Origin of the sequence: Kocuria subflava (assembly GCF_012163155.1) — a bacterium.
Classification (GTDB): domain Bacteria; phylum Actinomycetota; class Actinomycetes; order Actinomycetales; family Micrococcaceae; genus Kocuria; species Kocuria subflava.
Genome location: NZ_JAAVUN010000005.1, coordinates 1 through 26079, shown reverse-complemented (window position 1 = coordinate 26079; position 26079 = coordinate 1). Strand labels below are relative to the sequence as shown.

27 protein-coding genes and 1 tRNA gene are annotated in these 26079 nt (G+C 64.3%); 21 read left to right on the top strand and 7 right to left on the bottom strand.

Translation table 11 applies throughout. The features are described 5' to 3' along the window. Positions 1 to 3 precede the first annotated feature (3 nt). From GTW58_RS04005 to GTW58_RS03925, 17 genes are all read left to right on the top strand, one after another. Positions 4 to 747, top strand: a complete 744-nt coding sequence (locus GTW58_RS04005; RefSeq protein WP_119932597.1) for a response regulator — start codon at positions 4 to 6, stop codon at positions 745 to 747. A gap of 162 nt (positions 748 to 909) precedes the next feature. After that, positions 910 to 1836, top strand: a complete 927-nt coding sequence (locus tag GTW58_RS04000; RefSeq protein ID WP_370448265.1) for an ABC transporter ATP-binding protein — start codon at positions 910 to 912, stop codon at positions 1834 to 1836. Continuing rightward, positions 1833 to 3032, top strand: a complete 1200-nt coding sequence (locus GTW58_RS03995; RefSeq protein WP_047691135.1) for an ABC transporter permease — start codon at positions 1833 to 1835, stop codon at positions 3030 to 3032. Before GTW58_RS04000 ends, GTW58_RS03995 begins: the two co-directional genes overlap by 4 nt. A gap of 191 nt (positions 3033 to 3223) precedes the next feature. After that, complete coding sequence (gene rpsP / locus GTW58_RS03990) at positions 3224 to 3682, top strand: 30S ribosomal protein S16 (RefSeq protein WP_047691132.1); 459 nt, start codon at positions 3224 to 3226, stop codon at positions 3680 to 3682. A 2-nt stretch (positions 3683 to 3684) separates the two neighbouring features. Next, complete coding sequence (locus GTW58_RS03985) at positions 3685 to 3927, top strand: RNA-binding protein (RefSeq protein WP_047691158.1); 243 nt, start codon at positions 3685 to 3687, stop codon at positions 3925 to 3927. Between the two features lie 104 nt (positions 3928 to 4031). Then, positions 4032 to 4622: a ribosome maturation factor RimM gene (gene rimM, locus GTW58_RS03980; protein WP_119932599.1), complete on the top strand. Its 591-nt coding sequence runs from the start codon at positions 4032 to 4034 to the stop codon at positions 4620 to 4622. Continuing rightward, positions 4622 to 5455 (top strand): tRNA (guanosine(37)-N1)-methyltransferase TrmD, encoded by an 834-nt coding sequence (gene trmD, locus GTW58_RS03975; protein WP_119932600.1) that lies wholly within the window; start codon positions 4622 to 4624, stop codon positions 5453 to 5455. The genes rimM and trmD overlap by 1 nt, the downstream gene beginning before the upstream one ends. Positions 5456 to 5681: 226 nt before the next feature. Beyond that, entirely contained in the window at positions 5682 to 6041 is a 360-nt protein-coding gene (gene rplS / locus GTW58_RS03970; RefSeq protein WP_119932601.1) for a 50S ribosomal protein L19, read from the top strand. Between the two features lie 56 nt (positions 6042 to 6097). Then, positions 6098 to 6853, top strand: a complete 756-nt coding sequence (gene lepB, locus GTW58_RS03965) for a signal peptidase I (RefSeq protein WP_119932602.1) — start codon at positions 6098 to 6100, stop codon at positions 6851 to 6853. 102 nt (positions 6854 to 6955) lie between these two features. Next, positions 6956 to 7729, top strand: a complete 774-nt coding sequence (lepB, locus tag GTW58_RS03960; protein WP_119932603.1) for a signal peptidase I — start codon at positions 6956 to 6958, stop codon at positions 7727 to 7729. Beyond that, positions 7726 to 8625: a signal peptidase I gene (gene lepB / locus GTW58_RS03955; protein WP_119932604.1), complete on the top strand. Its 900-nt coding sequence runs from the start codon at positions 7726 to 7728 to the stop codon at positions 8623 to 8625. Before lepB (GTW58_RS03960) ends, lepB (GTW58_RS03955) begins: the two co-directional genes overlap by 4 nt. Continuing rightward, positions 8616 to 9314 (top strand): ribonuclease HII, encoded by a 699-nt coding sequence (locus GTW58_RS03950; protein WP_119932605.1) that lies wholly within the window; start codon positions 8616 to 8618, stop codon positions 9312 to 9314. Before lepB (GTW58_RS03955) ends, GTW58_RS03950 begins: the two co-directional genes overlap by 10 nt. A gap of 134 nt (positions 9315 to 9448) precedes the next feature. Next, complete coding sequence (locus GTW58_RS03945) at positions 9449 to 9913, top strand: YraN family protein (RefSeq protein ID WP_232817991.1); 465 nt, start codon at positions 9449 to 9451, stop codon at positions 9911 to 9913. 176 nt (positions 9914 to 10089) lie between these two features. Then, positions 10090 to 11643: a YifB family Mg chelatase-like AAA ATPase gene (locus tag GTW58_RS03940; protein ID WP_119932607.1), complete on the top strand. Its 1554-nt coding sequence runs from the start codon at positions 10090 to 10092 to the stop codon at positions 11641 to 11643. Then, positions 11640 to 12887 carry a DNA-processing protein DprA gene (dprA, locus tag GTW58_RS03935; RefSeq protein ID WP_231559447.1) on the top strand — a complete coding sequence of 416 codons (1248 nt, stop codon included), beginning with the start codon at positions 11640 to 11642 and terminating at the stop codon, positions 12885 to 12887. The genes GTW58_RS03940 and dprA overlap by 4 nt, the downstream gene beginning before the upstream one ends. Positions 12888 to 12902: 15 nt before the next feature. After that, positions 12903 to 13883, top strand: a complete 981-nt coding sequence (locus tag GTW58_RS03930; protein WP_119932608.1) for a tyrosine-type recombinase/integrase — start codon at positions 12903 to 12905, stop codon at positions 13881 to 13883. A 248-nt stretch (positions 13884 to 14131) separates the two neighbouring features. After that, on the top strand, positions 14132 to 14635 hold the full coding sequence (locus GTW58_RS03925; protein ID WP_119932609.1) for a DUF3145 domain-containing protein: 504 nt from the start codon (positions 14132 to 14134) through the stop codon (positions 14633 to 14635). Positions 14636 to 14759: 124 nt separating this feature from the next. Here the strand turns inward: GTW58_RS03925 and GTW58_RS03920 are convergent, their stop codons facing one another. From GTW58_RS03920 to GTW58_RS03890, 7 genes are all read right to left on the bottom strand, one after another. Further along, positions 14760 to 16019, bottom strand: coding sequence for a beta-ketoacyl-[acyl-carrier-protein] synthase family protein (locus GTW58_RS03920; RefSeq protein WP_119932610.1), 1260 nt, complete (start codon positions 16017 to 16019; stop codon positions 14760 to 14762). A gap of 151 nt (positions 16020 to 16170) precedes the next feature. Then, complete coding sequence (locus GTW58_RS03915) at positions 16171 to 16416, bottom strand: acyl carrier protein (protein WP_006215098.1); 246 nt, start codon at positions 16414 to 16416, stop codon at positions 16171 to 16173. Positions 16417 to 16754: 338 nt separating this feature from the next. Then, complete coding sequence (locus GTW58_RS03910; protein ID WP_119932611.1) at positions 16755 to 17822, bottom strand: beta-ketoacyl-ACP synthase III; 1068 nt, start codon at positions 17820 to 17822, stop codon at positions 16755 to 16757. Between the two features lie 84 nt (positions 17823 to 17906). Then, positions 17907 to 18818: an ACP S-malonyltransferase gene (locus GTW58_RS03905; protein ID WP_119932612.1), complete on the bottom strand. Its 912-nt coding sequence runs from the start codon at positions 18816 to 18818 to the stop codon at positions 17907 to 17909. Between the two features lie 163 nt (positions 18819 to 18981). Then, positions 18982 to 20283 (bottom strand): PucR family transcriptional regulator, encoded by a 1302-nt coding sequence (locus tag GTW58_RS03900; protein WP_119932613.1) that lies wholly within the window; start codon positions 20281 to 20283, stop codon positions 18982 to 18984. 107 nt (positions 20284 to 20390) lie between these two features. After that, on the bottom strand, positions 20391 to 23126 hold the full coding sequence (gene aceE, locus GTW58_RS03895; RefSeq protein ID WP_119932614.1) for a pyruvate dehydrogenase (acetyl-transferring), homodimeric type: 2736 nt from the start codon (positions 23124 to 23126) through the stop codon (positions 20391 to 20393). Positions 23127 to 23256: 130 nt separating this feature from the next. Continuing rightward, the gene (locus GTW58_RS03890; protein WP_157980457.1) at positions 23257 to 23439 is read right to left on the bottom strand and encodes a hypothetical protein; all 183 of its coding nucleotides are present in this window, start codon (positions 23437 to 23439) and stop codon (positions 23257 to 23259) included. Between the two features lie 96 nt (positions 23440 to 23535). Between GTW58_RS03890 and GTW58_RS03885 the strand changes: the two genes are divergently transcribed. From GTW58_RS03885 to GTW58_RS03870, 4 genes are all read left to right on the top strand, one after another. Continuing rightward, positions 23536 to 23952 carry a DUF3052 domain-containing protein gene (locus GTW58_RS03885; protein WP_119932615.1) on the top strand — a complete coding sequence of 139 codons (417 nt, stop codon included), beginning with the start codon at positions 23536 to 23538 and terminating at the stop codon, positions 23950 to 23952. A 93-nt stretch (positions 23953 to 24045) separates the two neighbouring features. Further along, a complete protein-coding gene (locus tag GTW58_RS03880) occupies positions 24046 to 24516 on the top strand; it encodes a peroxiredoxin (protein WP_047691100.1) in 471 nt (156 codons plus the stop codon). A 70-nt stretch (positions 24517 to 24586) separates the two neighbouring features. After that, on the top strand, positions 24587 to 25498 hold the full coding sequence (locus GTW58_RS03875) for a Sir2 family NAD-dependent protein deacetylase (protein ID WP_119932616.1): 912 nt from the start codon (positions 24587 to 24589) through the stop codon (positions 25496 to 25498). Between the two features lie 202 nt (positions 25499 to 25700). After that, positions 25701 to 25776, top strand: a tRNA-Val gene (locus tag GTW58_RS03870). The last annotated feature ends 303 nt before the right edge of the window (positions 25777 to 26079 follow it).

Here is a 26079-nt window from a genome sequence, read left to right as displayed (position 1 = left end):
CCGGTGATCTCCGTGCTGCTGGTGGATGACCACGCCCTGATCCGCTCGGGGTTCTCCATGGTGTTGTCATCGGCCCCGGACATCCGCGTGGCCGGTGAAGCGGCCAATGGCCGGCAGGCTGTTGACTGGATGGCAGAACACCATGCGGACGTGGTGTTGATGGATGTTCAGATGCCCGTGATGGACGGCATCGAGGCCACCCGCAACATTGTTGCGGCCGGTGGGTCAAAGGTGATCATCCTGACCACCTTTGACCGTGAGGACTACCTGTTTGCGGCCTTGGGTGCCGGTGCCAGCGGGTTTCTCCTCAAGAATGCGGACCCTGATGACCTCATTGACGCTGTGCGCGCCGTTGCTGGTGGGCACGCGCTCTTGGCACCGGAGGTCACGCTGGCAGTCATCCGCCACCTCAACGGGACGGCAGACCTCCGTGGTGAGGATCAGGGAGCAGCCACGGATCAACCGGCGGCTGGTTCACGTTCTGCGTCGCAGCACGCGGTGCAGGCTCAAGGGGGTGTGCCGAGTACCATCCCCGATGACAGCGCGCTGGCTTCCTTGACCCAGCGAGAACACCAGGTCCTGCAGTTGATGGCCCAAGGCATGTCCAATGCAGAGATCGCTCAAGACCTGTACCTGGGCGCGGCCACGATCAAGACCCACGTGTCCAACATCTTGGCCAAGACCGGAAGCCGCGACCGCGTCCAAGCGGTGGTCTTCGCGTACCGAACGGGGCTCCACCTGACCTGAGTCCGGGGGAGAACTCCACCTCGCGGGGGAGAAAGCCAGTGGTTCAAAGCTTCTGACTGACAGTATTTCCCCCTGTCGGCCGATCCTCTCCAACCTGGAGATCCATAGGCTGGAAGCAGCCAACAACAGGAGGATTCGGTGGAAGAACCCAGACCAGACGGGATTCGTCGTCGTGGATCGGTGACGTATGCGCCCAGTGCGCAGGGCACACAACTGGAGGTTCGAGGACTGACACGAACCTTTGGTGACACAACGGTGGTGGACAACATCTCGTTCTCGGTCGAGCCGGGGCAGATGACCGGTTTCATCGGAGCCAACGGGGCCGGAAAGACCACCACCATGCGCATGATGATGGGCGTGCTGAAGGTGACCTCCGGTGAGGTGCTGTGGAACGGTCGGCCGATCACCAGAACAGACCGAGCCGCCTGTGGCTACATGCCGGAGGAGCGGGGGCTCTACCCCAAACAGAGCATCCTGGACCAGCTCGGTTACCTGGGGCAGCTACGCGGGCTGACCCGTGCGGAGGCGTTGGCTGAAGCACAGCGTCTGCTGGAACGCTTCAGTTTGGGGGACCGGAAGAAGGACAAGCTGGAAACGCTGTCCCTGGGCAATCAACAGCGTGTTCAAGTGGCTGCGGCTCTCCTTCACCAACCCTCGGCACTGGTCCTGGACGAGCCATTCTCCGGGCTGGATCCCACAGCCGTGGACTCCATGGTGGAGCTCTTGGAGGAACACATGGCCCGCGGTGTCCCCGTCTTGTTCTCCTCCCACCAACTGGACCTGGTGGATCGACTGTGCGATTCCATGGTCATCCTGGACGGCGGCAAGGTCCTGGCCTCTGGGACAGCCGATGAGCTGCGGGATTCCCGGCCCCTACGCCATCGACTCCGGTGTGCCCAGGACGTTGGCTGGGTCAGGGGGATGCCCGGGGTCACGGTCGAAGACGTTGACGGATGCCAAGCCACCGTGGCCCTGGCCGATGACGACGCCCGCCATGCGCTTCTGCAGAGGGCATTGGACAGCGGCCTGCGCGAATTCACCGATCTGAAACCGACCCTGTCCGAAATCTACCGTGAGGTGACCCGATGACTTCCTCCATCGACCAACAGCACCAGGACAGCCAGACATCAGTGAGCCGTCCCTGGCTGATCGTGATGCTGCGCGAGATCACGGTCAAGGTGCGGGACAAGGCGTTCATCTTCTCCACCATCACCACCTTGGTGTTGATCGTGGGCCTGATGGGCTTCAGTGCCTTCCTGTGGGACCGGTCCTCGGACTACACCGTGGCCACGGACAGCCAGGCCGGTGGCCAGGTGGTCCAGATTGCTGATTCCATGCTCTCCGACGGCGATTCCATGACGGCCGAGCAACTCTCCCGAGATCAGGCCCGTGACCTTGTTGCCGACGGTGATGCGGATGCGGCCGTCTACCAGGAGGACGGCCAGTGGGTGATTCTGGTTGACACGGAACTCGGCGGAACCCTCAACAGCACGTTGAGTTCCGCCATCGCCGAGTTCAGCATGGCCACCAACGCCGAGCGGGCCGGTGTGGGCATGGAAGAACTGCGCGCCGGGTCCGAACACCGGGTGGAATACCTCACCGGTGGGGAAGACCGCGGCTTGACCACCTACATTCTCCGGCTCGTCTTTGCCATGTTGTTCTACATGTCCGCACTGGTCTTCGGTCTGGCCATTGCCAATTCGGTGTTGGAGGAAAAGCAGAACCGGGTGGTGGAGATCCTGGCCACGGCCATTCCCATCAGAGAACTGCTCTACGGCAAGGTCCTGGGCAACTGTGTCCTGGTCTTTGCCCAGATCGGCCTGTACGCAGGGGTTGGACTGGCCGCTGCCAACGTCACCGGAGTCGCTGCCGACCTCGGTTGGGCCTTTGAGGCAGCTGGTTGGTTCATCGTGTTCTTCGTCTTCGGCTTTGCCGCCCAAGCCACCATTTGGGCCGTCCTGGGGTCGCTGGCCTCACGGACCGAGGACCTGCAGTCCAACACCACGGTCATCAGCATGGTGCTGGTGGCGGGCATGTTCGCCGGAATCATGGCACAGGGTCCGTGGCTGGCCGTGGCCTCCTACGTCCCCATCATTTCCTCCATCGCCATGCCGGTCAGGCTGCTGGAGGGACAGGCTCAGGTGTGGGAACCGTTTGTGGCCCTGGCACTGTGCCTGGCCTTCGGATGGTTCATGCTCCGGCTGGGGGAGAAGGTCTACCAGCGGGCCGTGTTCCAAGGCGGCCGCTCCCTGAAGTGGCGTGAGGCGCTGAAGATCGAGCAGTGATCTCACCGACATCGGCTACCCGGTCCCTGCATGAGATGGACATCTCTGGCACAATGGCCGGGTACTCGATGCGCGCGGACCCTCTCTCCGCGCGAATTTCGTGTCCACAGGGACCACTGACAATCGGCCCGCCCCACGGGAGCGAGACCAGTGAACCCGACACATTCCAAGAACCAGGAGAGATTGCACCAGTGGCAGTCAAGATTCGTTTGAAGCGCATGGGCAAGATGCGCGATCCCCGTTACCGCGTCGTCGTCGTCGATTCCCGCAAGAAGCGTGACGGCCGTGTGATCGAGGAAGTTGGTGTTTACCAGCCCACCGAGAACCCGTCCTACATCAGCGTGGTTTCTGACCGCGTGCAGTACTGGCTCGGTGTGGGTGCGCAGCCTTCTGAGGCTGTTGCCGCCATCCTGAAGATCACCGGTGACTGGCAGAAGTTCAAGGGTGAAGCAGGTGCCGAGGGCACGCTGAAGTCCCCGGATGCCAAGGCTGACTTCGTGGCACCGGACAAGGGCTCGGTCATCATTCCCGAGGCCATCACCCCCAAGGCCGATGAAGCCGCGGAGCCCACGGAGGACGCCGTTGAGGCTGACGCCGAGGCCACCGAGGCTGCAGCTGAAGAGTCGGCTGAGGCGGAGAAGGCTGAGTGATCATGCTCGCTGAGGCGTTGGAGCACCTGGTCCGCGGCATCGTTGACAATCCTGACGACGTTGACGTGCGGGCCAAGAACGGCCGCCGGGGTGAAACCCTGGAAGTTCGTGTCCACCCCGATGACCTGGGCCGAGTGATCGGACGCCAGGGGCGCACCGCCAAGTCCTTGCGCACCGTTGTGACCGCTCTGGCGGAGAACGACTCCGTGCGCGTGGATGTCATCGACACCGACCGCCGACGCTGACGCGAGTCACCTAAACTCATCTCACATGAACCGTGGCCCCGTACCCGCCCAGGGTGCGGGGCCACGGTCATCGGATCCATCCATCAAGGAGTTCGGAAGCGCCCATGAAGGTCAAAGTTGCGCGGATTGGCAAACCCCACGGTATCCGCGGGGAGGTCACGGTCCAGTTGTTCACAGACGAGCCGGACGTGCGTTTTGCCCCAGGTGCTCGCCTGTCCGTGGAGCCTTCCACCGATGCGGCAGCCGCGATCGTGCGCGGCGGTGAATTGGAGGTCAGCAAGTCCCGCTGGAACAAGAACATTCTGGTGGTGGGCTTTGTGCAGGTCACCGACCGCAATGCCGCTGAGGCCTTGCGCGGCAGCGAGTTGTTCGTGGACGGAGATTCCAACGACGACGACGCCGATGACGCCTGGTACGAACACGAACTTCTGGAGATGGACGTTGTGGTGGATGACCCACAGCGACGCCGTATCGGCACGGTGACGGGTCTGCGCACTCTGCCGCATCAAGACCTTCTGCAGGTCACACTGGATGCCGATGACCGCGAAATCGACGTTCCATTTGTCCAGGAGATCGTGGCGGAGATTGATGAAGAGACCAACACCGTTGTGCTGACCCCACCACCAGGGTTGTTGGAACTGGGCGCCGAGGACCCCACGGGCGAGGCGGCAGATGCCCCAGAGGACACCCGCTGATGCGTATTGACGTTCTGAGCATCTTTCCGGAGTACCTGGCTGCGCTGGATCTTTCCCTGATCGGCAAAGCACGCCGTGACGGTCTGTTGCAGGTCAACGTGGGGGATCTGCGGGACTACACCGCCGACCGCCACCGGACGGTGGATGACACCCCCTACGGTGGGGGTGCCGGCATGGTCATGAAGCCGGAACCGTGGGCATTGGCACTGGAAGACGTGATGAGCCAGGCTTCAGCTGGTGATTCGGACGGTGATCCGGCCATCGGTGCCCGGCGGCCCGTTCTGGTGGTGCCTTCCCCCGCCGGGCAGGTCTTCACCCAAGCGGTGGCTCAGGAGCTCTCCGAACGCGACCACCTGGTCTTTGCCTGCGGACGTTACGAGGGCATTGACGAGCGGGTGATCGAGTGGGCCCAAAAGTCCTTTGAGGTCCGCCCGATGTCCCTGGGTGATTACGTGCTCAACGGGGGAGAGGTGGCCGTTCTGGCCATGGTGGAGGCCATCGGCCGTTTGGTGCCCGGGGTGATCGGCAACCCGGAGTCCCTGGTGGAGGAGTCCCACTCGGATGGGCTGCTGGAATACCCCGTCTACACCAAACCGGCGACCTGGCGGGAGCAGGGCATCCCTGACGTCCTGCTCTCCGGACACCATGGTCAGATCGCGCGCTGGCGGCGGGACCAACAACTGCGCCGCACCTCAGCCAGGCGTCCGGACCTCCTTGAGCAACTGCATTCCGGTGCCTTGGACAAAAAGGACCTGACCACCTTGGCTGAGCTCGGGTGGACTGTTGAGGGAGACCGTTTGGTGTGGGACGCCACCCCGGCGTCGTCGTCGTGAAGGACTGACTGTGGCATAATGGTGCGTTGCGTGTGTGCTGGGCACGCCCTCGCCGCAGGGGGAAGAGCGACCACACAGCACACACCCCGTGAGGATTCCCCTGAATTTCGCGGGTGACTGACTTTTGCGGCACACCAACCACAACGCGCCGGTTCACGGTGGCAGTCGTTTGGGGTGCCGTATGACCCACGTGAACGGCCTGCGGCGTTCACCAGGAGAAACTGTGATGACCAACATCATTGACCAGCTCGACGCCAAGTCGCTGCGCACCGATGTCCCCGACTTCCGCCCCGGCGACACCCTCAACGTTCACGTGAACATTGTTGAAGGCAACCGCTCCCGTGTGCAGGTCTTCAAGGGCTTTGTCCTGGGCCGCCAGGGTGACGGCGTCCGTGAGACCTTCACCGTTCGCAAGGTTTCCTTCGGCGTGGGCGTGGAGCGTACCTTCCCGGTGCACTCCCCGGTGATCGACAAGATCGAGGTGCTCACCCGCGGTGACGTCCGCCGCGCCAAGCTGTACTACATGCGCGATCGTCACGGCAAGGCTGCTCGTATCCGCGAGAAGCGCGGTAACGAGGGCAAGTGATCCACTGGGGCCCACACACCATGTGACCCCGGATCACCCCAGCTGTGCCTGAGCACATGAGCAACAAGAACCCGGTGGCAGATTCCTCTGCCACCGGGTTCTTGTCCTCTGCCAGCCAGTCCCGGCAAGCCACAGGAAAGGCCCGGGAGTCCGAGGGCAATCAAGGCACTGGATCTGAGGACCTCCCTGAGACCGGGTGGCGCCGATGGACCTACGGGTGGCGACTGATAGCCGTGGCCGTGGCGCTGGCCATGGTGGTGGTCCTGGTGATCCGCGCCTGGGTGGTGGACGTGTACTACGTGGGTTCCAGTTCCATGGAACCCACAGTGGTGCCCGGGGATCGTGTGCTGGTGACCAAATGGGTGGACACGGACCAGCTGGAACGCGGCCAGCTGGTGGTTTTTGATGGCCGTGGCTCCTTTGCACCCCTTGACGACGACCCCCCAGCGGTGCAGGCACTACAGCAACTCGGTGCGTGGCTGGGCGTCCGCCCCAACCAGGACACCTTTGTCAAACGGGTGATCGGCGTCCCCGGGGACACCGTGGCCTGCTGCGACGACGACGGCCGCCTGAAGGTCAACGGCCAGCCCCTGGATGAGCCGTACCTCTTTGCCGGAGACGCCCCCAGTGACACCGAGTTCGAGGTGATGGTTCCGGCCGGTCGACTCTGGTTGCTGGGAGATCACCGTTCCGTTTCTGTGGATTCCCGTTCCCTGCTGGGTGCCCCCGGTGGCGGGCTGGTCAGGGCCGATAGAGTGATCGGCGAACCCGTGACCGTTGTGTGGCCCACGGGCCGGGCGGACCTGGAGTAAATTCTTCGACAGTGATGCAGTCGTGTCCGGCCCTGATGCCACGCGATTCTCCCCGTCACCGCACAGCCGCCGCGGCTGCCTTTGCCCTCCGGAAGGAAATCCATGAGCCAGAGCACCACCCCCGAGCCGGGACCCAACTCGCGCGCTGCTGCCGAGGCTGACACCGCGGGCAATGCCAAGGGCTCAAAGGCCAAGAAGGACTCCTCCGGCGGGCTGCTCAAGGAAATCCTGATCACCGTGCTGGTGGTCCTGCTCATTTCCTTCCTGGTCAAGACCTTTCTGTTCCGGATCTTCTTCATCCCGTCCGGCTCCATGGAGAACACCCTGCAGTTGGATGACAAGATCGGGGTGAACGTGGCCCATTCCTGGTACGGGGAACTGGAACGTGGGGACGTGGCGGTGTTTGAAGACACCCAAGGGTGGATGGGGCCTGCCAACTCGACCAGCAACCCCGTGCGTCAGGCCATGGAGTTCGTGGGACTGGCACCGGATCGCAGCACCAACTACTTGATCAAGCGTGTGATCGGTGTGGGTGGGGACACCGTGACCTGCTGTGATGCTGATGGCAAGGTCACCGTCAACGGCGTGGCACTGGATGAGCCCTACCTCTTTGAGGGAGATGACCCGTCAACCATTCCCTTTGAGGTCACGGTGCCGGAGGGCAGCTACTTCATGCTGGGGGACCACCGTTCAGCCTCCGGCGATTCCCGCTATCACATTGAGCAGGGCACCGCCTTTGTCAGTGAAGAGGACATTGTGGGCAAGGCCACGGGCATCATGTGGCCTATCGACCGTTGGCAGGGCATCTCCAGCCAGGAAGACACCTTCTCCCGCGTGAATGACGGCTCCGGTGAGGACACCGGGGACGGGCAATGACACCGTGGAACACTGATTCGCGGACCGCAGCAGGCTCTGGCGAATCACAGGGCACCGGGTCCTCGACCTCTGAGACCTGGGTTGCCGAGCGGTGGGAGGACCTGGGAGAAGCTCCTGCCACCCGCGAGGACGGCGTCCCCATGTACCGTCGTCGTTCCGGGCGGCGGGCCCGGGATGCCAATCCGCCCACCCGGCCACGGGGTCGCGTGGTCACCGTCCTGCGTGAACTGGCCGTGGTGGTGGTCTGGGCGTTGCTGATCGCTTTCGTGGCCAAACACGTTCTGGTCCGGGGATTCCTGATTCCTTCCGATGCCATGGCACCCACGTTGGTGTCCGGGGACCGGGTGTTCGTCAACGTCTTGGACACCACGTTGCGCCCTGCGGAGCGCGGGGACGTGATCGTGTTCAAGGACACCCAGGGGTGGTTGCCGCCGGCCGATGAACCGGAGACCGTGTTCGACTGGATCCGCGACGGCATGGCGTTTCTTGGCGTGACCGTGGACGACTCGGACAACCACGTGGTCAAACGCGTGATCGGCGTGGGTGGTGACCGCGTGCGGTGCTGCGACTCCCAAGGGCGCCTGGTGATCAACGACGTTCCGGTGGATGAAACGGACGCCTACCTGCCCGCCGGTGACGTGGCCTCGGACACACCGTTTGACGTGATTGTTCCGGACAACCACTACTTTGTACTGGGCGACCGCCGCACCGCCTCAGAGGACTCACGCTTCTACCTGCCGGAGAACCGTGCATTCGTCAGCCAGAACGACGTCGTCGGCACTGCGTTCGTGGTCACCTGGCCGCTGGGCCGCACCGGTGCGATGACGGACTGGAGTGAGGTTTTTGACCGTGTCCCGGACCCGTCGGCTTCCCACAGGATGAACCGGTGGCAGTGACTCCAGCACCCACGCTCGATCTGGAGCATGAGCTGATGGTGGCGGGCCGGGCAGGCCAAGGAGCCCGGCCAGTGCTGATAGGCGGCATGGATGAGGTGGGGCGCGGTGCCCTGGCCGGTCCCGCGACGGTGGGAGTGGCCGTGGTGGATGCCTCCACAGGGCCTGTGCCGGGCCGATTGAGGGACTCCAAATTGCTCAGACCGGCGGTGCGGGACGCGCTGGTGCCTGAGATCGAGGCATGGGTTGTGGAGGCACGGACCGGATCCTCCACCCCGGAGGAAATTGACGCCCTGGGGATCGTGGGAGCTCTTCGGCTGGCCGGGCGCCGCGCAGTGGCCGCCCTGGAGCCTGCGCACCTTCCGGACCTGATTCTGCTGGATGGTGTGCATGACTGGCTCACGGAACCGGATGCAGATCTGTTTGCCCCACTCTCACCGGTTGATGCCGCACCCATCTGGACTTCCCCGGTGCGCACGGTGGTCAAAGGTGACATGCGGTGCGCCAGCATTGCGGCTGCCTCCGTGGTGGCCAAAGTGCACCGAGACCGGGTGATGGAGGACCTCCATCAACAGTTCCCTGCCTACGGTTGGCTGGGCAACAAAGGCTATGGAGCCGCGGCCCACCGTGCTGCCCTGATGGACCACGGTGTCACAGTCCACCACCGCCGGTCCTGGAAACTGGGGGTCTGAGCCGGCCTGGGCTGGATCCTTTGCGCCCGGCTGATATGAATCTTCTGCAACCATCGGGGCTGAATCCACAGATCAGGTGTACGGGTGGTGGCCAGCTGCGGTCACGCTGCACTCTGACAACACCAGGAGCCTTGGTGAGCTCAGGGTCAGTCATTGCGGGGTGCTGCCGAAACTTCCGCGGAATTGCGTGGGAGCACCCCGTGGAGACCAATCTGAATGCCAGGCAGTCCCTGGGGCGTGTGGGGGAAGAGATTGCCGTTGAGTATTTACAAGCACGCGGTGCTGAAATCCTGGCCCGTAACTGGCGTGCCCAGAAATCCCACCACGGTGTGACCGGGGAACTGGACGTGGTCTTGCGCCTGGGCCCCGTGGTGGTGGGCGTGGAGGTCAAAACCCGCTCAGGGGTTGGCTACGGCCACCCGCTGGAGTCCATCACGCCCGTCAAGCTGCGCCGCCTGCACTTGTTGTTGGCTGCGTGGACATCGGAGAACGGTCACCATGCAAGGCCCCGGAGGATTGATGCCGTGGCCGTGATGATCCGCAGGCGTCCCGGGCGCCCCACAGCTGTCAGTGTGGAACACCGGCCGGGATTGACCTGAGCCCAGTGCTCGCGACTCCACAGGTGAAGGTTCTGCTCGGTTGCTCTGGGGTCGCTGTCCACCTATGGCATCCAGGCCCACCGCAGGTGCAGGGATGTACCCATTCTGATCTCAGTGCACTCACCTGGAGAGCACCGGATGGAAGTCCGTGAGAGAGCAGATGAGGCAGGTGCGCAATGGCAGGGCAACGTTTTGCCAGAGCATTGTCCGTGGCGTTGATCGGGTTGCAAGGCACAGTGGTTGAGGTGGAAACGGACATCGGGTCCCAACTGCCCAGTTTCAACGTACTGGGCCTGCCGGATCTGTCCGTGAAGGAAGCCAAGGACCGGGTGCGTTCAGCCGCCCGAAACTCCGGGACGCCGCTGAGTCCACGGCAGATCACGGTGAATCTCACTCCGGCAACTCTGCCCAAAAAGGGATCCCACTTCGACCTGGCCATCGCAGCATCTGTTCTGCAGGCCGATGGTGTCATGCCAGGCTCACCGGAGACGGTCTATCTGGCAGAACTTGCCCTGGATGGTGCACTGCGCCCCGTGCGGGGAATTCTTCCGGCCGTGCTGGCTGCGGTCACCGCTGGTCATCCGGCGGTGGTGGTGGCACAGGCCAACGCTGCGGAAGCAGCCCTGGTCCCTGGAGCGGTGGTTCGGGGGTTCGATTGCCTGGCGGACGTTCTGGAAGCGGCCGGAGCAGACCCGACCGATCTCCTGCGGCCCTCGACCACCAGCGCCTCAGCCGTGTTCGAGTCCGCAACCGGTGGTGGGGAGCAGCCGGCCGCACCTGATCTTGCGGACGTGGCAGGCCAGTACGACGGCCGCGCGGCATTGGAACTGGCTGCTGCCGGCGGGCACCATCTGTTGTTGTGCGGACCGCCGGGGGCCGGCAAAACCCTCCTGGCAGAACGGCTGCCGGGCTTGTTGCCTCCACTGGACGACGGCGCAGCCACAGAAGTGACGGCCGTTCATTCGCTGGACACGCGGGTGAGTCAACGTCGTGAGCTGATTCGCAGACCGCCCTTTGAAAGCCCTCACCATTCGGCCTCCGCGGCAGCACTGCTGGGCGGCGGCAGCGGTATTCCGCGCCCAGGGGCCGTGTCCCGTGCCCATCATGGAGTGTTGTTCCTGGACGAGGCCCCAGAGTTCGATCGCGGAGTCCTGGATGCACTGCGCCAGCCGTTGGAAACGGGAACCGTGCGCATTGATCGGGCTGCTGCTTCCGCGCAGTATCCCGCCCGCTTCCAGCTGGTCATGGCTGCCAACCCGTGTCCGTGCGGTCGAGCCTCCGGCAAGGCCCAGGATTGCCGATGCACGCCACGTGAACGCCGGTCCTATTTCGGAAAGCTCTCAGGCCCGTTGCTGGATCGCGTGGATCTTCGGATCACGGTGCCTGCCGTCAGTTACGCCGAATTGACCTCCGCGTCCACGGGAGAGGACACCGCCACCGTTGCAGCCCGGGTGGCTCAGGCGCGTGCTGTGCAACGGGAACGGTTGGCGCCATACGGACTGCGCTGCAATGCGGAAGTGGGTGCGTCCCTGCTGACCGGTGAACTACGCCAACCACCTCGGGTCACGGCAGCTCTGGAACGGGACATGGAGCGTGGTGCCTTGACCGCACGCGGCATGCAACGGGTGATCCGGGTGGCATGGACCGTGGCGGACCTGGACGGCCGTAGCGCCCCCGATGCAGACGACATCGACACAGCCCTGTACTTCCGATCCATGGAGCTGGCATGAACCGCCCGGATGTGAACATGACCTCAGACCGCCATCACGACGCCGTTCGGTTGGCTCGCGTAGGACTGTCCCGTGTGCTGGAACCCCGGGACGTCACGGGCCATCTGATCCTGCAAGCGTTGGGTCCGGTGGCTGCCTGGGAGGTCATTTCCGGGCTGCGTGGCGTGACCGGCACTGAACACGGGGCACTGGAAGCCACCATCCGAGCCTACGGAAAACCCCTGCCTGGCGGGGGCGGTCTCAACGCTGCCACCATGACCCAGCGGTGGTCGGCACGTGCCCAAGACTGTGATCCCGCACGGGACTGGTCCCGCGCGATGCAGCAAGGGTTGTGGATGTGCATGCCGGAGGACCCCGACTGGCCCGCCGCCTTGCGCGACTTGCAGCAAGCCGAGCCTGTCTGTCTGTGGGGACGTGGTGACCGGACCCGTCTGCGGGATCTCTCAGATCGCAGCATCGCGGTGGTTGGATCCCGCGATTGCAGCACTTACGGTCGATCAGTGACCTTTGACGTGGCCGGCGGTGTGGCCGCTCGGGGATGGACCGTCCTGTCCGGGGGCGCTTACGGGGTGGACGAGGCCGCGCACCGTGCAGCCCTGGCAACCGGTGTCGGGCCTGTGCCCACCGTGGCGGTCATGGCCGGGGGAGTGGATCGCCTGTATCCAGTGGGCAATCAGGCCTTGTTGGAGCAGGTGGTGCAGGAAGGCCTGGTGATCTCGGAAGCTGCACCGGGAACCATGCCGGCACGTTTCAGGTTCCTGGACCGCAACCGCCTGATCGCAGCGGTGGGCCGAGCAACCGTGGTCACGGAGTCCCGGTGGCGTTCCGGAGCGCAGAGCACAGCTCACCATGCCGCTGAGTTGTCCCGTCCGGTGGGGGCTGTTCCGGGCAGCGTCCAGTCCGCCACCTCAGCCGGATGTCACCGGTTGATCCGGGAAGGCTCAGCCGTTCTGGTCACCGATGTTGACGACGTCCTGGGATTGGTGGCCCCGCTGGAGGCCCATGGCGAATCTCCACACGGTGCAGACTCGAAGACCGGCCAAACCGCCATGTTCGACGGCCTCAGCGAATCCGACCGTCACGTTGCCGATGCGCTTCCTGTCACTCAGGGCGCTACGGTGGATTCGCTGGCACGCGTTGCCGGATTGCCCGTACGGGCTGTCCTGGGCGGATTGCGCCGTTTGGAGCGCGCGGGGCTGGCCGTGGATCGCGGCGGTTTGTGGGTACGTCCACGCAGGACATGAACGGAGAGCACACAGATGGAGCCGGAGCTGAGAGCCGATCTGCAGGGTCATCTGGAGGCCTTTGCGGATCACCTGGGTCTTGAACGATCCCGCAGCCAAGCCACGGTGCGTGCCTACACGGGGGATGTGGGCTCGCTGCTTGCCTACGCATCAGCCCAAGACCTGGAGCTTGACCTGATCGATCTTGACGTGATCCGTGCCTGGATGGCCGAGCGCCTGGCTGGTCCCGGCAAGGCGGTGAGCGCGGGCAGCGCAGCCGGTTCTGGCAGAACTGCACGTACTGCCAGTGCTGCCCGCAGGGCCTCTGCCGTGCGCACGTTTTTTGGCTGGTGTGTGACCACGGGCCGGCTCCCCACAGATCCCACTGTGCGGTTGTCCTCCCCGAAATCAGGCTCGCATCTGCCCTCTGTGGTCTCGGCTGCAGACCTGGGTTCCATGGCGCAGCGCCTGGCGCAGGCGGCCGAATCACCAGATCTGAGCCCCCGTGAGCAGGCCGTGGCCGCACGGGACCGGTTCATCATCGAGTTCCTGTGGGCCACGGGCATCCGAGTTTCGGAGTTCTCCAGTTTGAACGTCGCTGACCTTGACCGCGGCAGACGTACGGCTGTGGTCACGGGCAAAGGCAACAAACAACGAACGGTGCCCTACGGCACCCCGGCGCAGACAGCTCTGGAGCTGTGGTTGCAACGTCGGCCAGAACTGTCGGGGAGCCAGGCTCAGGATGCCTTGCTGCTGGGACTGCGAGGGGCCCGCATGGGTGTGCGCCAGATCCGTGAGGTGGTCAACCGGGAACTGGCACAGCAGGATGACGTGGTTGCCCGGGGTCCCCACGCGCTCCGGCACTCGGCAGCCACCCATTTGTTGGACGGCGGTGCGGACCTCCGTAGCGTCCAGGAGCTTTTGGGCCACGAATCCGTGGCCACCACTCAGATCTACACCCACGTCTCCGTGGATCGCCTGGGGGCCGCTTTCCAACAGGCGCACCCGCGTGCCTGAAAGCCGACCGGGTTGACTATTCCCGCGCAGATCATGAAAATTGCCATGTCCCGTATCTGCAGCCTCGAATCTGCACGTATGTTTGGACTCAACAATTGAATGATCATCTGATGTGACGGCGGGCCTCGAATCCCCTCCGATCATCACTGTGACACCGGGCTGATCCGTCTCCACGGATCGGTTCCTTCGGAAGATTTGACGTGGCAGGTCGTTGGGGAAGACGCACCTACACGCCGGAGGAACAGGTCATGTCGTCATCCATCACGCGCGGAGTGTTGCAAATTCACTCCGCGCCGCAGGCTCTGTGCCCTCATGTTCAGTGGGCACTGGAGTCGCTTTCCCGCGGGCGCAGCGGACTCCACTGGGTTCCCCAGGAGGCCGCACCCGGGGCGCTTCGTGCTGAGCTCGAATGGGCCGGTCCCGTGGGTACCGGTGCCCTCATGGCTTCAGCCCTTCGAACCCTGGGCAAGATCCGCTTTGAGATCACGGAGGAACCGTCCCCCGGCACCGACGGTTCCCGGTGGTCTTTCACGCCTGATCTTGGAGTTTTCCACGCCACCACGGACGCAGCCGGCAACGTCGTCGTCTCTGAGGACCGTATCCGCCACGCCTACGTGAACTCCAAGGGCGATCCCGCGCTGGTGGTCAATGAACTGTCACTGGCCCTGGGCGAGGCCTGGGACGAAGAACTTGAGCCGTTCCGTCTGGCCGCAGAAGGTGTGCCGGTGCGCTGGCTGCATCGCGTCTCCTGAGCCCACCAACAAGCCCTGAACCCACCAAAACGCTCAGTTCCTCCGCCGCGTACGCCAAAAGCGCCCCTGGAAGCATTCTCCAGGGGCGCTTTCCCGTACGCGGCGGGCGAGTCCCGGGCACCCGTCAGTAGTCGCGGAATGCCACCACCGCGTTGTGTCCACCAAAGCCGAAGGAGTTGGAGACCACCACGCCGCCGTCCTTGCGCAGCTCACGCGGTGTGGTGACCACGTCCAGGTCGATCTGGGGGTCCTTGTTCTCCAAGTTGATGGTGCACGGCGCGGTGCGCTCGGTCAGCGCCTTGATGGCCAGGATGGCTTCCACCGCTCCGGAGCCGCCCAGCATGTGGCCGGTCATGGACTTGGTGGCGGAGACCGGAATGTTGTCCGTGGCGGAACCAAACGCGTTGCGCACGGCACCGGCTTCCGGAATGTCACCCTTGGGTGTGGAGGTGGCGTGGGCGTTGACGTGGATGACGTCCTCCGCCACGAACTCACCGGATTCCATGGCTTCCGCGATCGCGCGAGTCGCACCGGTTCCGGCGTCGTCGGGGGCGGTGATGTGGAAGGCATCTGCGGAGAGACCGGCACCGGCCAGCTCGCAGTAGATCCGGGCACCGCGCGCCCTGGCGTGTTCCTCGGACTCGAGGATCACGGCACCTGCACCTTCGGCCATGACAAAACCGTCACGGTCGATGTCGTAGGGGCGGGAGGCCCGCTCGGGCTCGTCATTGCGGCGGGACAGGGCCTGCATGGCACCAAAGGCCGCAAAGTTGATGGGGTGGTTGGCGGACTCAGCGCCACCTGCAATCACGACGTCGGCCTTGCCGAGGCGGATGAGGTCGAGTCCCTGGTAGAACGACTCCGTGCCTGAAGCGCAGGCGGACACGGCCGTGATGGCAGCGCGGCGGGCCTTGAGTTCCATGCTGACCGTGGCTGCGTTGCCGTTGGGCATGAGCATGGGAACGGTCAGGGGCATGACGCGGCGCGGACCCTTCTCACGCAACGTGTCCCAGCCGCTGAGCAGCGTCCAGGCACCACCGATACCCGTGCCGAACACGGTCGCAACCCGCGTGGGGTCGACTTCTTCGGCGTCATCCGCGTTGGGAGCGGAGAAGCCGGCGTCGGCCCAGGCTTCACGGGCCGCGATCAGTGAGAGCTGGCCGGAGGGGTCCAGGCGCTTGGCCTCCACACGGCTGAGCACCTCGGAGGCCGGGGTGGAGACGGAGGCGGCGATGCGCACGGCAAGGTCGTACGTCTCAACCCAGTCCTCCTCGAGCTTGGAAACACCGGAGACGCCTTCCAGGGCATTCTTCCAGAGTTCGGGGACGTTGCCACCAATGGGGGTGGTTGCGCCCAAACCGGTGACGACTACTTTGCGGGGCATGTATGCACTACTTCCTGGTGTCCGGGGAGGGGCTTACGCCTCGCGCGCTGTGCGGTGCGTGCCATGGACCGCGGCGCCGCTGGAAGCGGCCTGGCCGGTCATGTACTCGGGTGAGTGTGCACGCACCGCACGGCGGCGGGTTGACAGGGAATCAGCCCTGGGCGTTGTCGATGAAGTCGACGGCGTCCTGAACGGTCTTGAGGTTCTTGACCTCTTCGTCCGGGATGGTGACCTCGAACTTCTCCTCGCAGTTGACCACGATGGTCATCATGGAGATGGAGTCGATGTCCAGGTCCTCGGTGAAGTTCTTGTCGAGCTGAACGGCCTCGGTCTCCAGGCCGGTCTCTTCGTTCACGATTTCGGCCAGGCCGGCCAGAATTTCTTCCTTGCTCGCCATCTCGGCATTCCTTTCCTCGCGGCCCGTGGTCACGGGCCTGCTGTGGTTTCGGTCGACGGGTGACGACCTGTGGTTTGTTGGATCGGGACCAGCCCGACCCGGTTCAACCGGAGTGCAGTGCGGTGCCACTTTACGACGGGCACGTGGTGCCTGGCGTGCGTGACCGGTCCCCGGGCGGGTGCGTCGGATTTGTTGCTACCGGTACTTGACGTCCCGTGAACCTTGTCCGTACTCGCGCGCAGCAGGTTCAGCAGTCATCCGCCACGAACGCCTCGGCCGCAGGACCGTCGTCGTGCAGCGGTGGGAACCCACGCAGTGCAGGTTCCCACCACCAAATCTCAGGGCAGGATCACAACCTGCGCGGCAAACACCAGGCCCGCGCCGAATCCGATCTGCAGGGCAGGCATGCCGGAGAGCTCGGGGTGCTCTTTCAGCAACCGGTGGGCAGCCAACGGGACGGAAGCCGCTGAGGTGTTCCCGGCATCTGCGATGTCACGGGCGATCACCACGGACTCGGGCAGCTTGAGCACCTTGGCCATCTGATCGATGATGCGCATGTTGGCCTGGTGAGGGATGAAGGCGCCCAGGTCCTCCGGCTTGAGCCCTGCTGCTTCCAAGGCCTCGGTGACCTTCTTGGCAGCCTCGAAGGAGGCCCAGCGGAACACGGTCTGACCATCCTGGCGAAGCGTGGGCCACAACGGCGCGTCCTCCGGCATCTCACCGGTTTTCGGGTCCGCCAGGTCCTTGCGGAAGGGGCGCTTTTCACCGGCTTCGGCGTCGCGAATGTCCGTGAGCGGGTGGGTCATGCGGATGGCATCGTGCTTGGAACCATCCGAACCCCACACGGTGGGGCCGATTCCCGGGGTCTCGGAAGGGCCGACGACGGCGGCGCCGGCACCGTCTCCCAGGAGGAAGCTGATGGAGCGCTCCCCGTTGTTGATGACGTCCGAGAGCTTCTCCACACCGACCACCAAGACGTACTTGCTCATCCCGGAACGCACCAGGGCGTCAGCCTGACCGATGCCGTAGCAGTAACCGGCACATGCTGCGGAGATGTCGTAGGCAGCTGCGGGGGAGGCCCCGAGCTTGTCGGCCAGGACTGCGGCCATGGACGGGGTCAGATACGGGTAGGAGATGGTGGAAACCAGAACGGTGTCCAGTTCATCCGGCTTTATCCCGGCAGCCTCAATGGCTTCCTGGGCGGCGCCCACGGCCATGTCCAGCGCAGAGGTGTTCTCATCCGCACGGTGTCGGGTCACGATCCCGGTGCGCTGGCGGATCCACTCGTCGGAGGAATCGATCCACTGGCAGACGTCGTCATTGGTCACGATCGTGTCAGGGCGGTAGGCGCCCATCCCCAAGATGCGCGAGTGGGTATTCGGTGTGTACTGCTTGAGAGTCACCACGTGGTGAGTGCTCCTTAGTGCGAAGGGACGTGCGACAAGACCTTGTGTACGTATTGGACCGGAGCGGGCCCCGGCCCCCGTGCCTCAGTTGAGAATGTTACGGGCATCATCCAGGTCTGAAGGCGAGTTCACGGCAAGTGCAGGAACACCCTTCATGCCACGCTTGGCCAGACCCACCAAAGTCCCGGCCGGAGGCATTTCAATCATCTGCTGCACTCCCATCTCCGTCAGCTGCGCCATGCACAGATCCCAGCGCACCGGGCGGCAGACCTGCTCCACCAGGGAGTTCAGGTTGGCTTCACCGTCAGCCACCGGGGCGCCGTCGTAATTGGAGAGCAGCGGTGCCGTGGGCTGCTTCGGATGCAACTGGCCCACCAGCTCGCGCAAGGGTTCCAGGGCCGGTGCCATGTGCTCCGTGTGGAAGGCACCTGCCACCTTCAGAGGGATCACGCGCGCCCGGGCCGGTGGCTCTGCTGCGAAGGCCTCCAGCTGCTCCAAGGTGCCGGCAGCCACGATCTGGCCACCACCGTTGGAGTTGGCCGGGGTCAAGCCTGCCGCCTCAATGGCGGCGCGCACCTCATCCTCCTTGGGGGAGAGCACGGCCGACATGCCGGTGGGGACCGTGGCTGCGGCCTCCGCCATGGCCGTGGCTCGAGTCCGGACAAAGGTCATGGCATCGGCTTCACTCAAGGCTCCAGACAGTGCCGCCGCGGTGATCTCGCCCACGGAGTGTCCGGCGAACACCAAGTCGGTACGCCCGGTGAGCTGCTCACGCAGGAGCTTGCCGGCCACCAGCCCGGTGGCCACGATCAACGGCTGAGCCACAGCAGTGTCCCGAATGGTCTCCTCATCGGCCTCTGTGCCGTAGTGGACCAGGTCCAGGCCCGCCGCCTCGGAGAGTTCGGCCAAGTGGTCAGCGACGCCGTCCAGGGCGAGCCAGTCGTTGAGCAGTCCGGGTTTCTGGGCACCCTGTCCGGGGCAAACGATTGCAATCACCCGACTATTGCACCAACTGACGCGGCCTGGGGGCAGGAAGGTGACGGACCAAGCCCGCGCGGCAGGTTTGTGGGGTCCCTACAAACTTTGCCGGGACCGGGAGGCAATCAGCAATGAACGTCACACCATGTTGCGATGGGTGTCACAACCGGCAGCGCGTGACCTAGTCGGCATCAGCCAGGCGCCCTGCCACGATGGCGCAGTGCAGGACAAACGCGTCACGGGGGATCAGCGGGTCCCAACCCGTGAGATCAGCGATCCTGCGCAACCGGTAACGCACGGTGTTGGCGTGGACGTAGAGCTCGCGGGCCGTGGCCTCCAGACTGTGGCCCACGCAAACGTAGGTTGACAGGGTTTCCGTCAGGCCGGTGGAGGAGCCCTCCAACTTTCGGTAGATCTGCTCCACCAGAGCGCTTCGGGCCGTGGCATCGCCTGCCATCAGGCGCTCCGGCCACAATTCCTCCGAGTCCACCGGGCGTGGAGCCTCGGGCCAAGCTGCCGCCACGGTCAGTGCCGCATGGGCGGGTTCTGCCGAATCGGCTGCTGCAAACAGATTCTCCGCCTCCGGTCCGTGCACCACGGGTCCGGGGCCGAAGAGCCCCACAATGCGGTCTTGGGAACGGTCCAAAGTGGAGAGTCCCGCCACGATCAGTACCAACCGGTTGCCCTGGATGGAGACCAGTGCATCCGTGGTGTGCCGCGCCAGAGTCCGCCGGATCCGCGCCACACCTGCGGGGCTGGTTTGCTCCGGCGCATGGCCCACCATCACGGTCACGGGGCCACTGCTCTTCCACCCCAGGGCTGCCACACGGGAACGCAGCGAATCCGTGTGCTCCCCGCGCAGTACCCCGTCCACCACCAAGGCTTCCAACCTGGCATCCCAGGAGCCGCGGTTCTCTGCGGCGCGAGCATAAACGTCAGCGGCGGCAAAAGCGATGTCCCGTGAGTAGCGCAGTACACCCTCCCGCAGGACGGGTTCGTCGTGGCTGGTGGCCAGTTCAGGGACCTTGTCCTCCACCACCTCAACCACCACGCGCATGACCTGCAGAGCCTGTTGCAGGGAGATCGCGCGAGCCAGTTCGGTGGGGGCATCCCTGAACAGTCGGTTCAGCAGCAAACCGTCGTCGTCCTGTTGCTCATACCAGGTCACGAAAGCTGCGATGCCGCGCTGGGCCACCAACCCCAGTTCCGAGCGGTCCTTGGGACGCAAGTCCCGGAACCAGTCCAGTTCGGACTCCAACCGTTGAACGGCGACACCGGACATGGCGCCCACATTGCCCCGGATGTTCTCCAGCGTCTTCTTGGACGGCAGCGGAGCACCTGTGCGCGCTGTGCGTTGCGGCGCGGTGCGCGCGGTTCGACCCCCCAAGATCCACCGTGAGCCCGTTCCCAGGAGACCCGATCCGCTGCGCTCCCTGCCCCCAGCGGCGAAGGTCTCGGACTCCGGTGATGTCTCCTTTGGCATGGCCAAAACAATACGGCACCGCAGCGGATGAACCACTGCGGTGCCGTATGGCCAGAACTCACGTGCTGCCCGTCAGGGCAGGGACGTCGTCCGGGGTGCCGGGAGAATCAGGCGTCGCCTCCGGCGTTGCCCGAGGTGCCGGCCTGCGGGTTGAGCAGGTCGTACTTCTCGATGGCCTGCTGCGGTGCTGACCAGTCGACCTCGCCGCGCTTGGCCAGCATCTCCAGGGTGCGGACCACCATGGAGGCGGAGTCGATGTGGAACCAGCGGCGGGCACCGGCCCGGGTGTCTGCAAAACCGAAGTCATCTGCACCCAAGGTGGCAAAGTCGTTCGGCACGTACTGGCGGATCAGATCCGGCAGCTCGGAGACGTAATCGGTGGAAGCCACGATCGGCCCGGTGGCACCAGCCAGAGCCTGGGTCACGTACGGGGTACGGGCGCCCTCGCTCGGGTTCAGGAAGGCTTCCTTCTCCGCGGCCAGGGCGTCCCGGCGCAACTCGGTCCAGGAGGTCACGGACCACACGTCTGCGGAAACTCCCCAGTCCTCGGCCAGCATCTGCTGGGCCTCCAGAGCCCACGGAACCGCAACACCGGAGGCCAACAGCTGAGCGCGCGGACCGTCCTTCTCGGACTCCTTGAGCAGATAGATGCCCTTGAGGATGCCCTCCACGTCCACGTTCTCCGGCTCGGCCGGCTGCTGGATGGGCTCGTTGTAGACCGTCAGGTAATACATGACGTCGTGGTCCTCGTCCTTGGTGCCGTACATCTGCTCGATGCCGCGGCGGACGATGTGCCCGATCTCGTAACCGTAGGCGGGATCGTAGGTGATCACAGCCGGGTTGGTGTTGGCGATCAACGGGGAGTGACCGTCGGCGTGCTGCGTGCCTTCGCCCGTCAGGGTGGTACGCCCGGCCGTGGCACCGATGATGAAACCACGGGCCCGCTGGTCAGCGGCAGCCCAGAAGTTGTCACCGGTGCGCTGGAACCCGAACATCGAATAAAAGATGTAGAACGGGATCATGGCCTCGCCATGCGTGGCGTAGGACGTGGCAGCGGCAATGAACTGGCCGGTGGCGCCGTCCTCGTTGATGCCCGGGTGCAAGATCACGCCCTGCTCGGACTCCTTGTAGGAGAGCATGAGCTCACGGTCCACAGACAGGTAGTTGTGACCGTTCGGGTTGTAGATCTTGGCGGTGGGGAAGAACGAGTCCATGCCGAAGGTGCGGGACTCATCCGGGACGATCGGCACAATGCGGTGACCGAACTCCTTCTCCCGCATCAGATCCTTCAGCACACGCACCAGGGCCATGGTGGATGCCGCCATCTGCTTGCCGGAGCCCTTCTTGGCGGAGGCGAAAGCCTTGTCCGAGGGGAGGGTGATCTCCTTCTGCTCGTGACGGCGCTCAGGCAGGAAACCGCCCAGGGCCTCGCGGCGCTCCAACAGGTACTTGATCTCCGGGGCGTCAGGACCCGGGTGGTAGTACGGCGCGTTGTACTGGTCTTCCAGCTGCTCGTCCTCAATGGGGATGCGCAGGGCGTCTCGGAAGGCCTTGAGGTTCTCCACCGTGAGCTTCTTCATCTGGTGGGTGGCGTTACGGGCCTCGAAGTGAGGGCCCAAGCCGTAACCCTTGACGCCCTGAGCCAAGATGACCGTGGGCTGACCCTTGAACTCCAGGGCTGCCTTGTAGGCGGCGTGGATCTTGAAGTAGTCGTGGGCGCCGCGCTTGAGCTTCCAGATCTCGTCGTCGGTCATGTCCGCCACGAGTTCCTTGGTCTCCGGGGTGCGGCCGAAGAAGTGGTCGCGGATGAACCCGCCGGACTCGCCCTTGTAGGTCTGGTAGTCACCGTCCAAGGTCTCGTTCATGATCTTGACCAGGTTGCCGCTGGTGTCCTTCTCCAGCAGCTCATCCCACTCACGGCCCCAGACCACCTTGATGACGTTCCAGCCGGCACCGCGGAAGAAGGCCTCGAGTTCCTGGATGATCTTGCCGTTGCCGCGCACCGGCCCGTCCAATCGCTGCAAGTTGCAGTTGACCACAAACGTCAGGTTGTCCAGCTTGTCGTTGGCGGCAGCCTGGAGCAGGCCACGCGACTCGGGCTCGTCCATCTCGCCGTCGCCCAGGAAAGCCCAGACGTGCTGGTCCGAGGTGTCCTTGATGCCGCGGTTCTCCAGGTACCGGTTGAACTGTGCCTGGTAGATGGCGTTCATGGGGCCCAAGCCCATGGACACGGTGGGGAACTGCCAGAAGTCAGGCATCATGCGCGGGTGCGGGTAGGAGGACAGGGCATGGCCCTCCTTGGTGCGCTCCTGGCGGAATCCGTCCAGGTCTTCCTCGGTCAACCGGCCTTCCAGGAAGGCGCGTGCGTAGTTGCCGGGGGAGGAGTGGCCCTGGAAGAAGACCTGGTCGCCACCGCCGGGGTGATCCGCACCGCGGAAGAAGTGGTTCTGACCGACCTCGTACAACGTGGCCACACCGGCGAACGACGAGATGTGGCCGCCCACGCCGATCTCCGGCTTCTGGGCCCGCTGCACCATCATGGCGGCGTTCCAGCGCATCAACGCACGGTAGCGGCGCTCCACCTCTTCATCACCGGGGTACTCGGGTTCCTGGTCCACCGGAATGGTGTTGATGTAGTCAGTGGTGGTGACCATGGGAACGCCCACGGACTGCGCGCCGGCGTCCTGCAGAAGGGCGCGCATGATGTACTGCGCACGCTCCGTGCCCTGGGTTTCCACCAGGGCACGGAAGGATTCGATCCACTCCTGGGTCTCCTCCGTGTTGGAGTCCTTGAGGTCATTGGTCAGACCGCTCAGGATGTGGTTGTTGCTTTCAGAAGCCACGTTCAACCTCTCTTCGTCGAGTTCCGCGGCAGTTGCGCGTTGAAGCGTTGGTAAACACTGGCACCCATCATCCAACATCCGGGCAGGCACACGCACACTGTGTAACGAGGTTTTCACCATATGAACCCGGTCACTGCTGGTGCTGGATTTTCTCCAGACTCTTGTCCAGACTGCTGCGCGGGGTTGCCGGATTGCTTGCAGGCCGGTTGCACCTGGCTGCGATCCGGTGTTGTCTGGTCACCAGGCGGCATGCGAACGGAAGTTCGCAGCACACCTCCCAGGTGGCGGCGATGCCGCAGGCGCCGTCGATCATGGGCAACCGCACCGGTGCGGAAACTGCCGGTTGAGTTGCGCAGATGCCACCACAGACACAGGACGGGGCGTAGGCCCCACGGTTAGGAGTACTGAAGTGAGCGAGGCCAAGGCCACCGCTGACGGATCATTCAGCGAGCTCGGGCTCACGGAGGATTCGATCGTCCAGGAATTCGGCTACGACGACGACGTCGACTTCGCCCTGCGGGAACGAATCGAGGACCTCACCGGGGAAGAAATCCTGGACGAGGACGACCAAGAGGTGGTGGATGCCGTGCTGCTGTGGTGGCGTGACGGCGACGGCGACCTGGTGGACGCCCTGGTGGACACCCAGTCCCAGCTCGATGACGGCGGTGTGGTCTGGTTGCTGACCCCCAAGTCCGGCAGGGACAGCTACGTCAATCCTGGCGAGGTCGAGGCTGCTGCCTCCACGGCAGGTCTGCACCGAACCACCACCGCCGGTGTCAGCGAGGACTGGTCGGCCGTGCGCCTGGCCCCCAAACGAAACTCTTGATCGGTCGCCTGTGGCGCATCTGCGGATCACGCCGTGACGGCGGTCCCGGCAGGCGCTGACCAGCGCTTCACCCAACGGATGTGAGGACACACAATGCTTGACATCGGCCAGTTCGCCCCCGATTTCACTTTGCTCAACCAGTACGGGGAGGAAGTCCAGCTCTCTGAACACCGCGGACGCCCCGTGGTCCTGGTCTTCTACCCCTTTGCCTTCTCCTCCGTGTGCACGGGCGAGATGTGCCAGTTGCAGGACATGCTGGAGGAAGTTCAGGAGGTTGATGCCTTGTTGCTGGCGATCTCCACGGACACCATCCACGTGCTCAAGGCCTTTGCCGACCAAGAATCTTTGGAGTTCGACCTCCTCTCCGATTTCTGGCCCCACGGCCAGGTGGCAGACAGCTACGGGGTGCTCGACCCGGAGAAGGGTGTGCCCAGCCGTACCACCTTCCTGATCGATGCCGACGGACTGATCCTGGACCGCTTCACCTCTGCCGAGTTGGGCACTCCGCGCGTGACGGAGTCCTACCGACTTGCCCTGGCGAAACTGGCTGACCAGCCGGCTTGAGAGTCATTGCTGGAATCGGAGCCGAAGCGTTGACCGCCACGGTTCACACCGTCTCCAGCCGGGTGTCTCCATGACTCCCATACGTGTTCTGGGCGCCGGCTACGGGCCCCGCGGGCAGGAGGACGTCTTCCCTGACCCGCATGCGTTGACGCTTGAGGCAGGACTTTCTGCTTCAGTTGAACTGCTGCGCCGTGGGCCCGTGGCGGTGGTGACCGGCGCAGGCATTTCCACCGACTCGGGGATCCCTGACTACCGTGGCCCTGACTCGGCCCCGCGCGCTCCCATGACCTATCAGGAGTTCATGGCCCAGGCGGCCAACAGATCCCGGTACTGGGCGCGCAACCAGGTTGGCTGGCATCACCTGGCGCTGGCTGAGCCCAATGCGTCGCACCGTGTCCTGGCCCAGTTGGAGGCTGTCGGCCGGATTCGCGGGATCATCACGCAGAACATTGATCGACTGCATCAACGTGCGGGGGCCTTCGGCGTCGTCGATCTGCACGGGCGCTATGACCAAGTCTTGTGCGTGGAGTGCCGAACCGTGCTGCAGCGCGCCCGGTGGGGGCAGATGCTGGAGGCTGCCAACCCGGAGTTCGCGCAGCACTCCCGGGATCCGAAGGACATCGAATTCGCCCCGGACGCCGATGCCGAGATTGTCTACGACGGTCGCTACAGCGTGCCCGACTGCCCTGTGTGTGGCGGTGTGGTCAAGCCGAATGTGGTGTTCTTCGGTGAATCCGCGGCCACCCACGACGTCGCCCATGCGGCAGCGATCGTGGACTCGGCTCAGGCCGTGTTGGTGCTGGGATCTTCTCTGACCGTGCACTCGGGACGCCGATTTGTGCGCCGGGCGGTACGGGCCGGCAAGCCGGTGGTGATCGTGAACCACGGCAAGACACGCTCGGACCAGGACGCCACGGTGAAGATTGATGCGCCCGTGGCTGAGTTCCTGAACGCTGCGCAGCAGTTGTGGGGTTCGGATTGACCTGCTGTGCCCAATTGCAGTGCAGATGAACAGCGGGTGACATGCACCTTTCAGCCGTGTGATGAATCTCATACACATATCGACACATTCCCCACACTCGAGGGCAACTTTGGTACGGGTCTGAGAGGTACTGTATGCGTCAGCACTGGGTGCTGGCGTCTGTAGAAGTCGTCCACCCGGTGCACTCAACTTTCTGCACCCAGGGCCTTTAGCTCAGCTGGTAGAGCACTGCGTTTACACCGCAGGTGTCATCGGTTCGATCCCGGTAGGGCCCACCACCGTTCTCCACACCGCCGAGTGGGCTGTTTGATCGTTGCCGAGTATTCCAGGGGCGATCAAACAGCCCACTCGGCGTTTCTATGAGGTGCCATGTGCGGCGTCTCAGTCGATCAGGCCCAGTCCAACTTGCGGCTCCGGCAGTCGCCGCCCCAACCGGTAGGCCACACGGCTGGAGCCAACGGTCCAGGCAACCGCCATGCGTAATTTGGTGGCGTCGGTGTGGCGCCGTGCCTGTCAACGGTCAGCCCGACTTCCCTGTGGGCGGTCAGGTGATCTCCCCGTGGGCGGACAGCTGATCTCCC

Excerpts from the sequence above, each read along its gene's own strand:
- GTW58_RS03940 (WP_119932607.1), top strand. The coding sequence starts at position 10,090 with ATGGCAGGGCAACGTTTTGCCAGAGCATTGTCCGTGGCGTTGATCGGG.
- trmD (WP_119932600.1), top strand. The coding sequence starts at position 4,622 with ATGCGTATTGACGTTCTGAGCATCTTTCCGGAGTACCTGGCTGCGCTG.
- rplS (WP_119932601.1), top strand. The coding sequence starts at position 5,682 with ATGACCAACATCATTGACCAGCTCGACGCCAAGTCGCTGCGCACCGAT.
- lepB (WP_119932602.1), top strand. The coding sequence starts at position 6,098 with ATGAGCAACAAGAACCCGGTGGCAGATTCCTCTGCCACCGGGTTCTTG.
- GTW58_RS03920 (WP_119932610.1), bottom strand. The coding sequence starts at position 16,019 with ATGCCCCGCAAAGTAGTCGTCACCGGTTTGGGCGCAACCACCCCCATT.
- GTW58_RS03985 (WP_047691158.1), top strand. The coding sequence starts at position 3,685 with ATGCTCGCTGAGGCGTTGGAGCACCTGGTCCGCGGCATCGTTGACAAT.
- GTW58_RS03925 (WP_119932609.1), top strand. The coding sequence starts at position 14,132 with ATGTCGTCATCCATCACGCGCGGAGTGTTGCAAATTCACTCCGCGCCG.
- dprA (WP_231559447.1), top strand. The coding sequence starts at position 11,640 with ATGAACCGCCCGGATGTGAACATGACCTCAGACCGCCATCACGACGCC.
- GTW58_RS03930 (WP_119932608.1), top strand. The coding sequence starts at position 12,903 with ATGGAGCCGGAGCTGAGAGCCGATCTGCAGGGTCATCTGGAGGCCTTT.
- GTW58_RS03915 (WP_006215098.1), bottom strand. The coding sequence starts at position 16,416 with ATGGCGAGCAAGGAAGAAATTCTGGCCGGCCTGGCCGAAATCGTGAAC.
- rimM (WP_119932599.1), top strand. The coding sequence starts at position 4,032 with ATGAAGGTCAAAGTTGCGCGGATTGGCAAACCCCACGGTATCCGCGGG.
- GTW58_RS03880 (WP_047691100.1), top strand. The coding sequence starts at position 24,046 with ATGCTTGACATCGGCCAGTTCGCCCCCGATTTCACTTTGCTCAACCAG.
- GTW58_RS03995 (WP_047691135.1), top strand. The coding sequence starts at position 1,833 with ATGACTTCCTCCATCGACCAACAGCACCAGGACAGCCAGACATCAGTG.
- GTW58_RS03900 (WP_119932613.1), bottom strand. The coding sequence starts at position 20,283 with ATGCCAAAGGAGACATCACCGGAGTCCGAGACCTTCGCCGCTGGGGGC.
- lepB (WP_119932604.1), top strand. The coding sequence starts at position 7,726 with ATGACACCGTGGAACACTGATTCGCGGACCGCAGCAGGCTCTGGCGAA.
- lepB (WP_119932603.1), top strand. The coding sequence starts at position 6,956 with ATGAGCCAGAGCACCACCCCCGAGCCGGGACCCAACTCGCGCGCTGCT.
- GTW58_RS03890 (WP_157980457.1), bottom strand. The coding sequence starts at position 23,439 with ATGATCGACGGCGCCTGCGGCATCGCCGCCACCTGGGAGGTGTGCTGC.
- GTW58_RS03875 (WP_119932616.1), top strand. The coding sequence starts at position 24,587 with ATGACTCCCATACGTGTTCTGGGCGCCGGCTACGGGCCCCGCGGGCAG.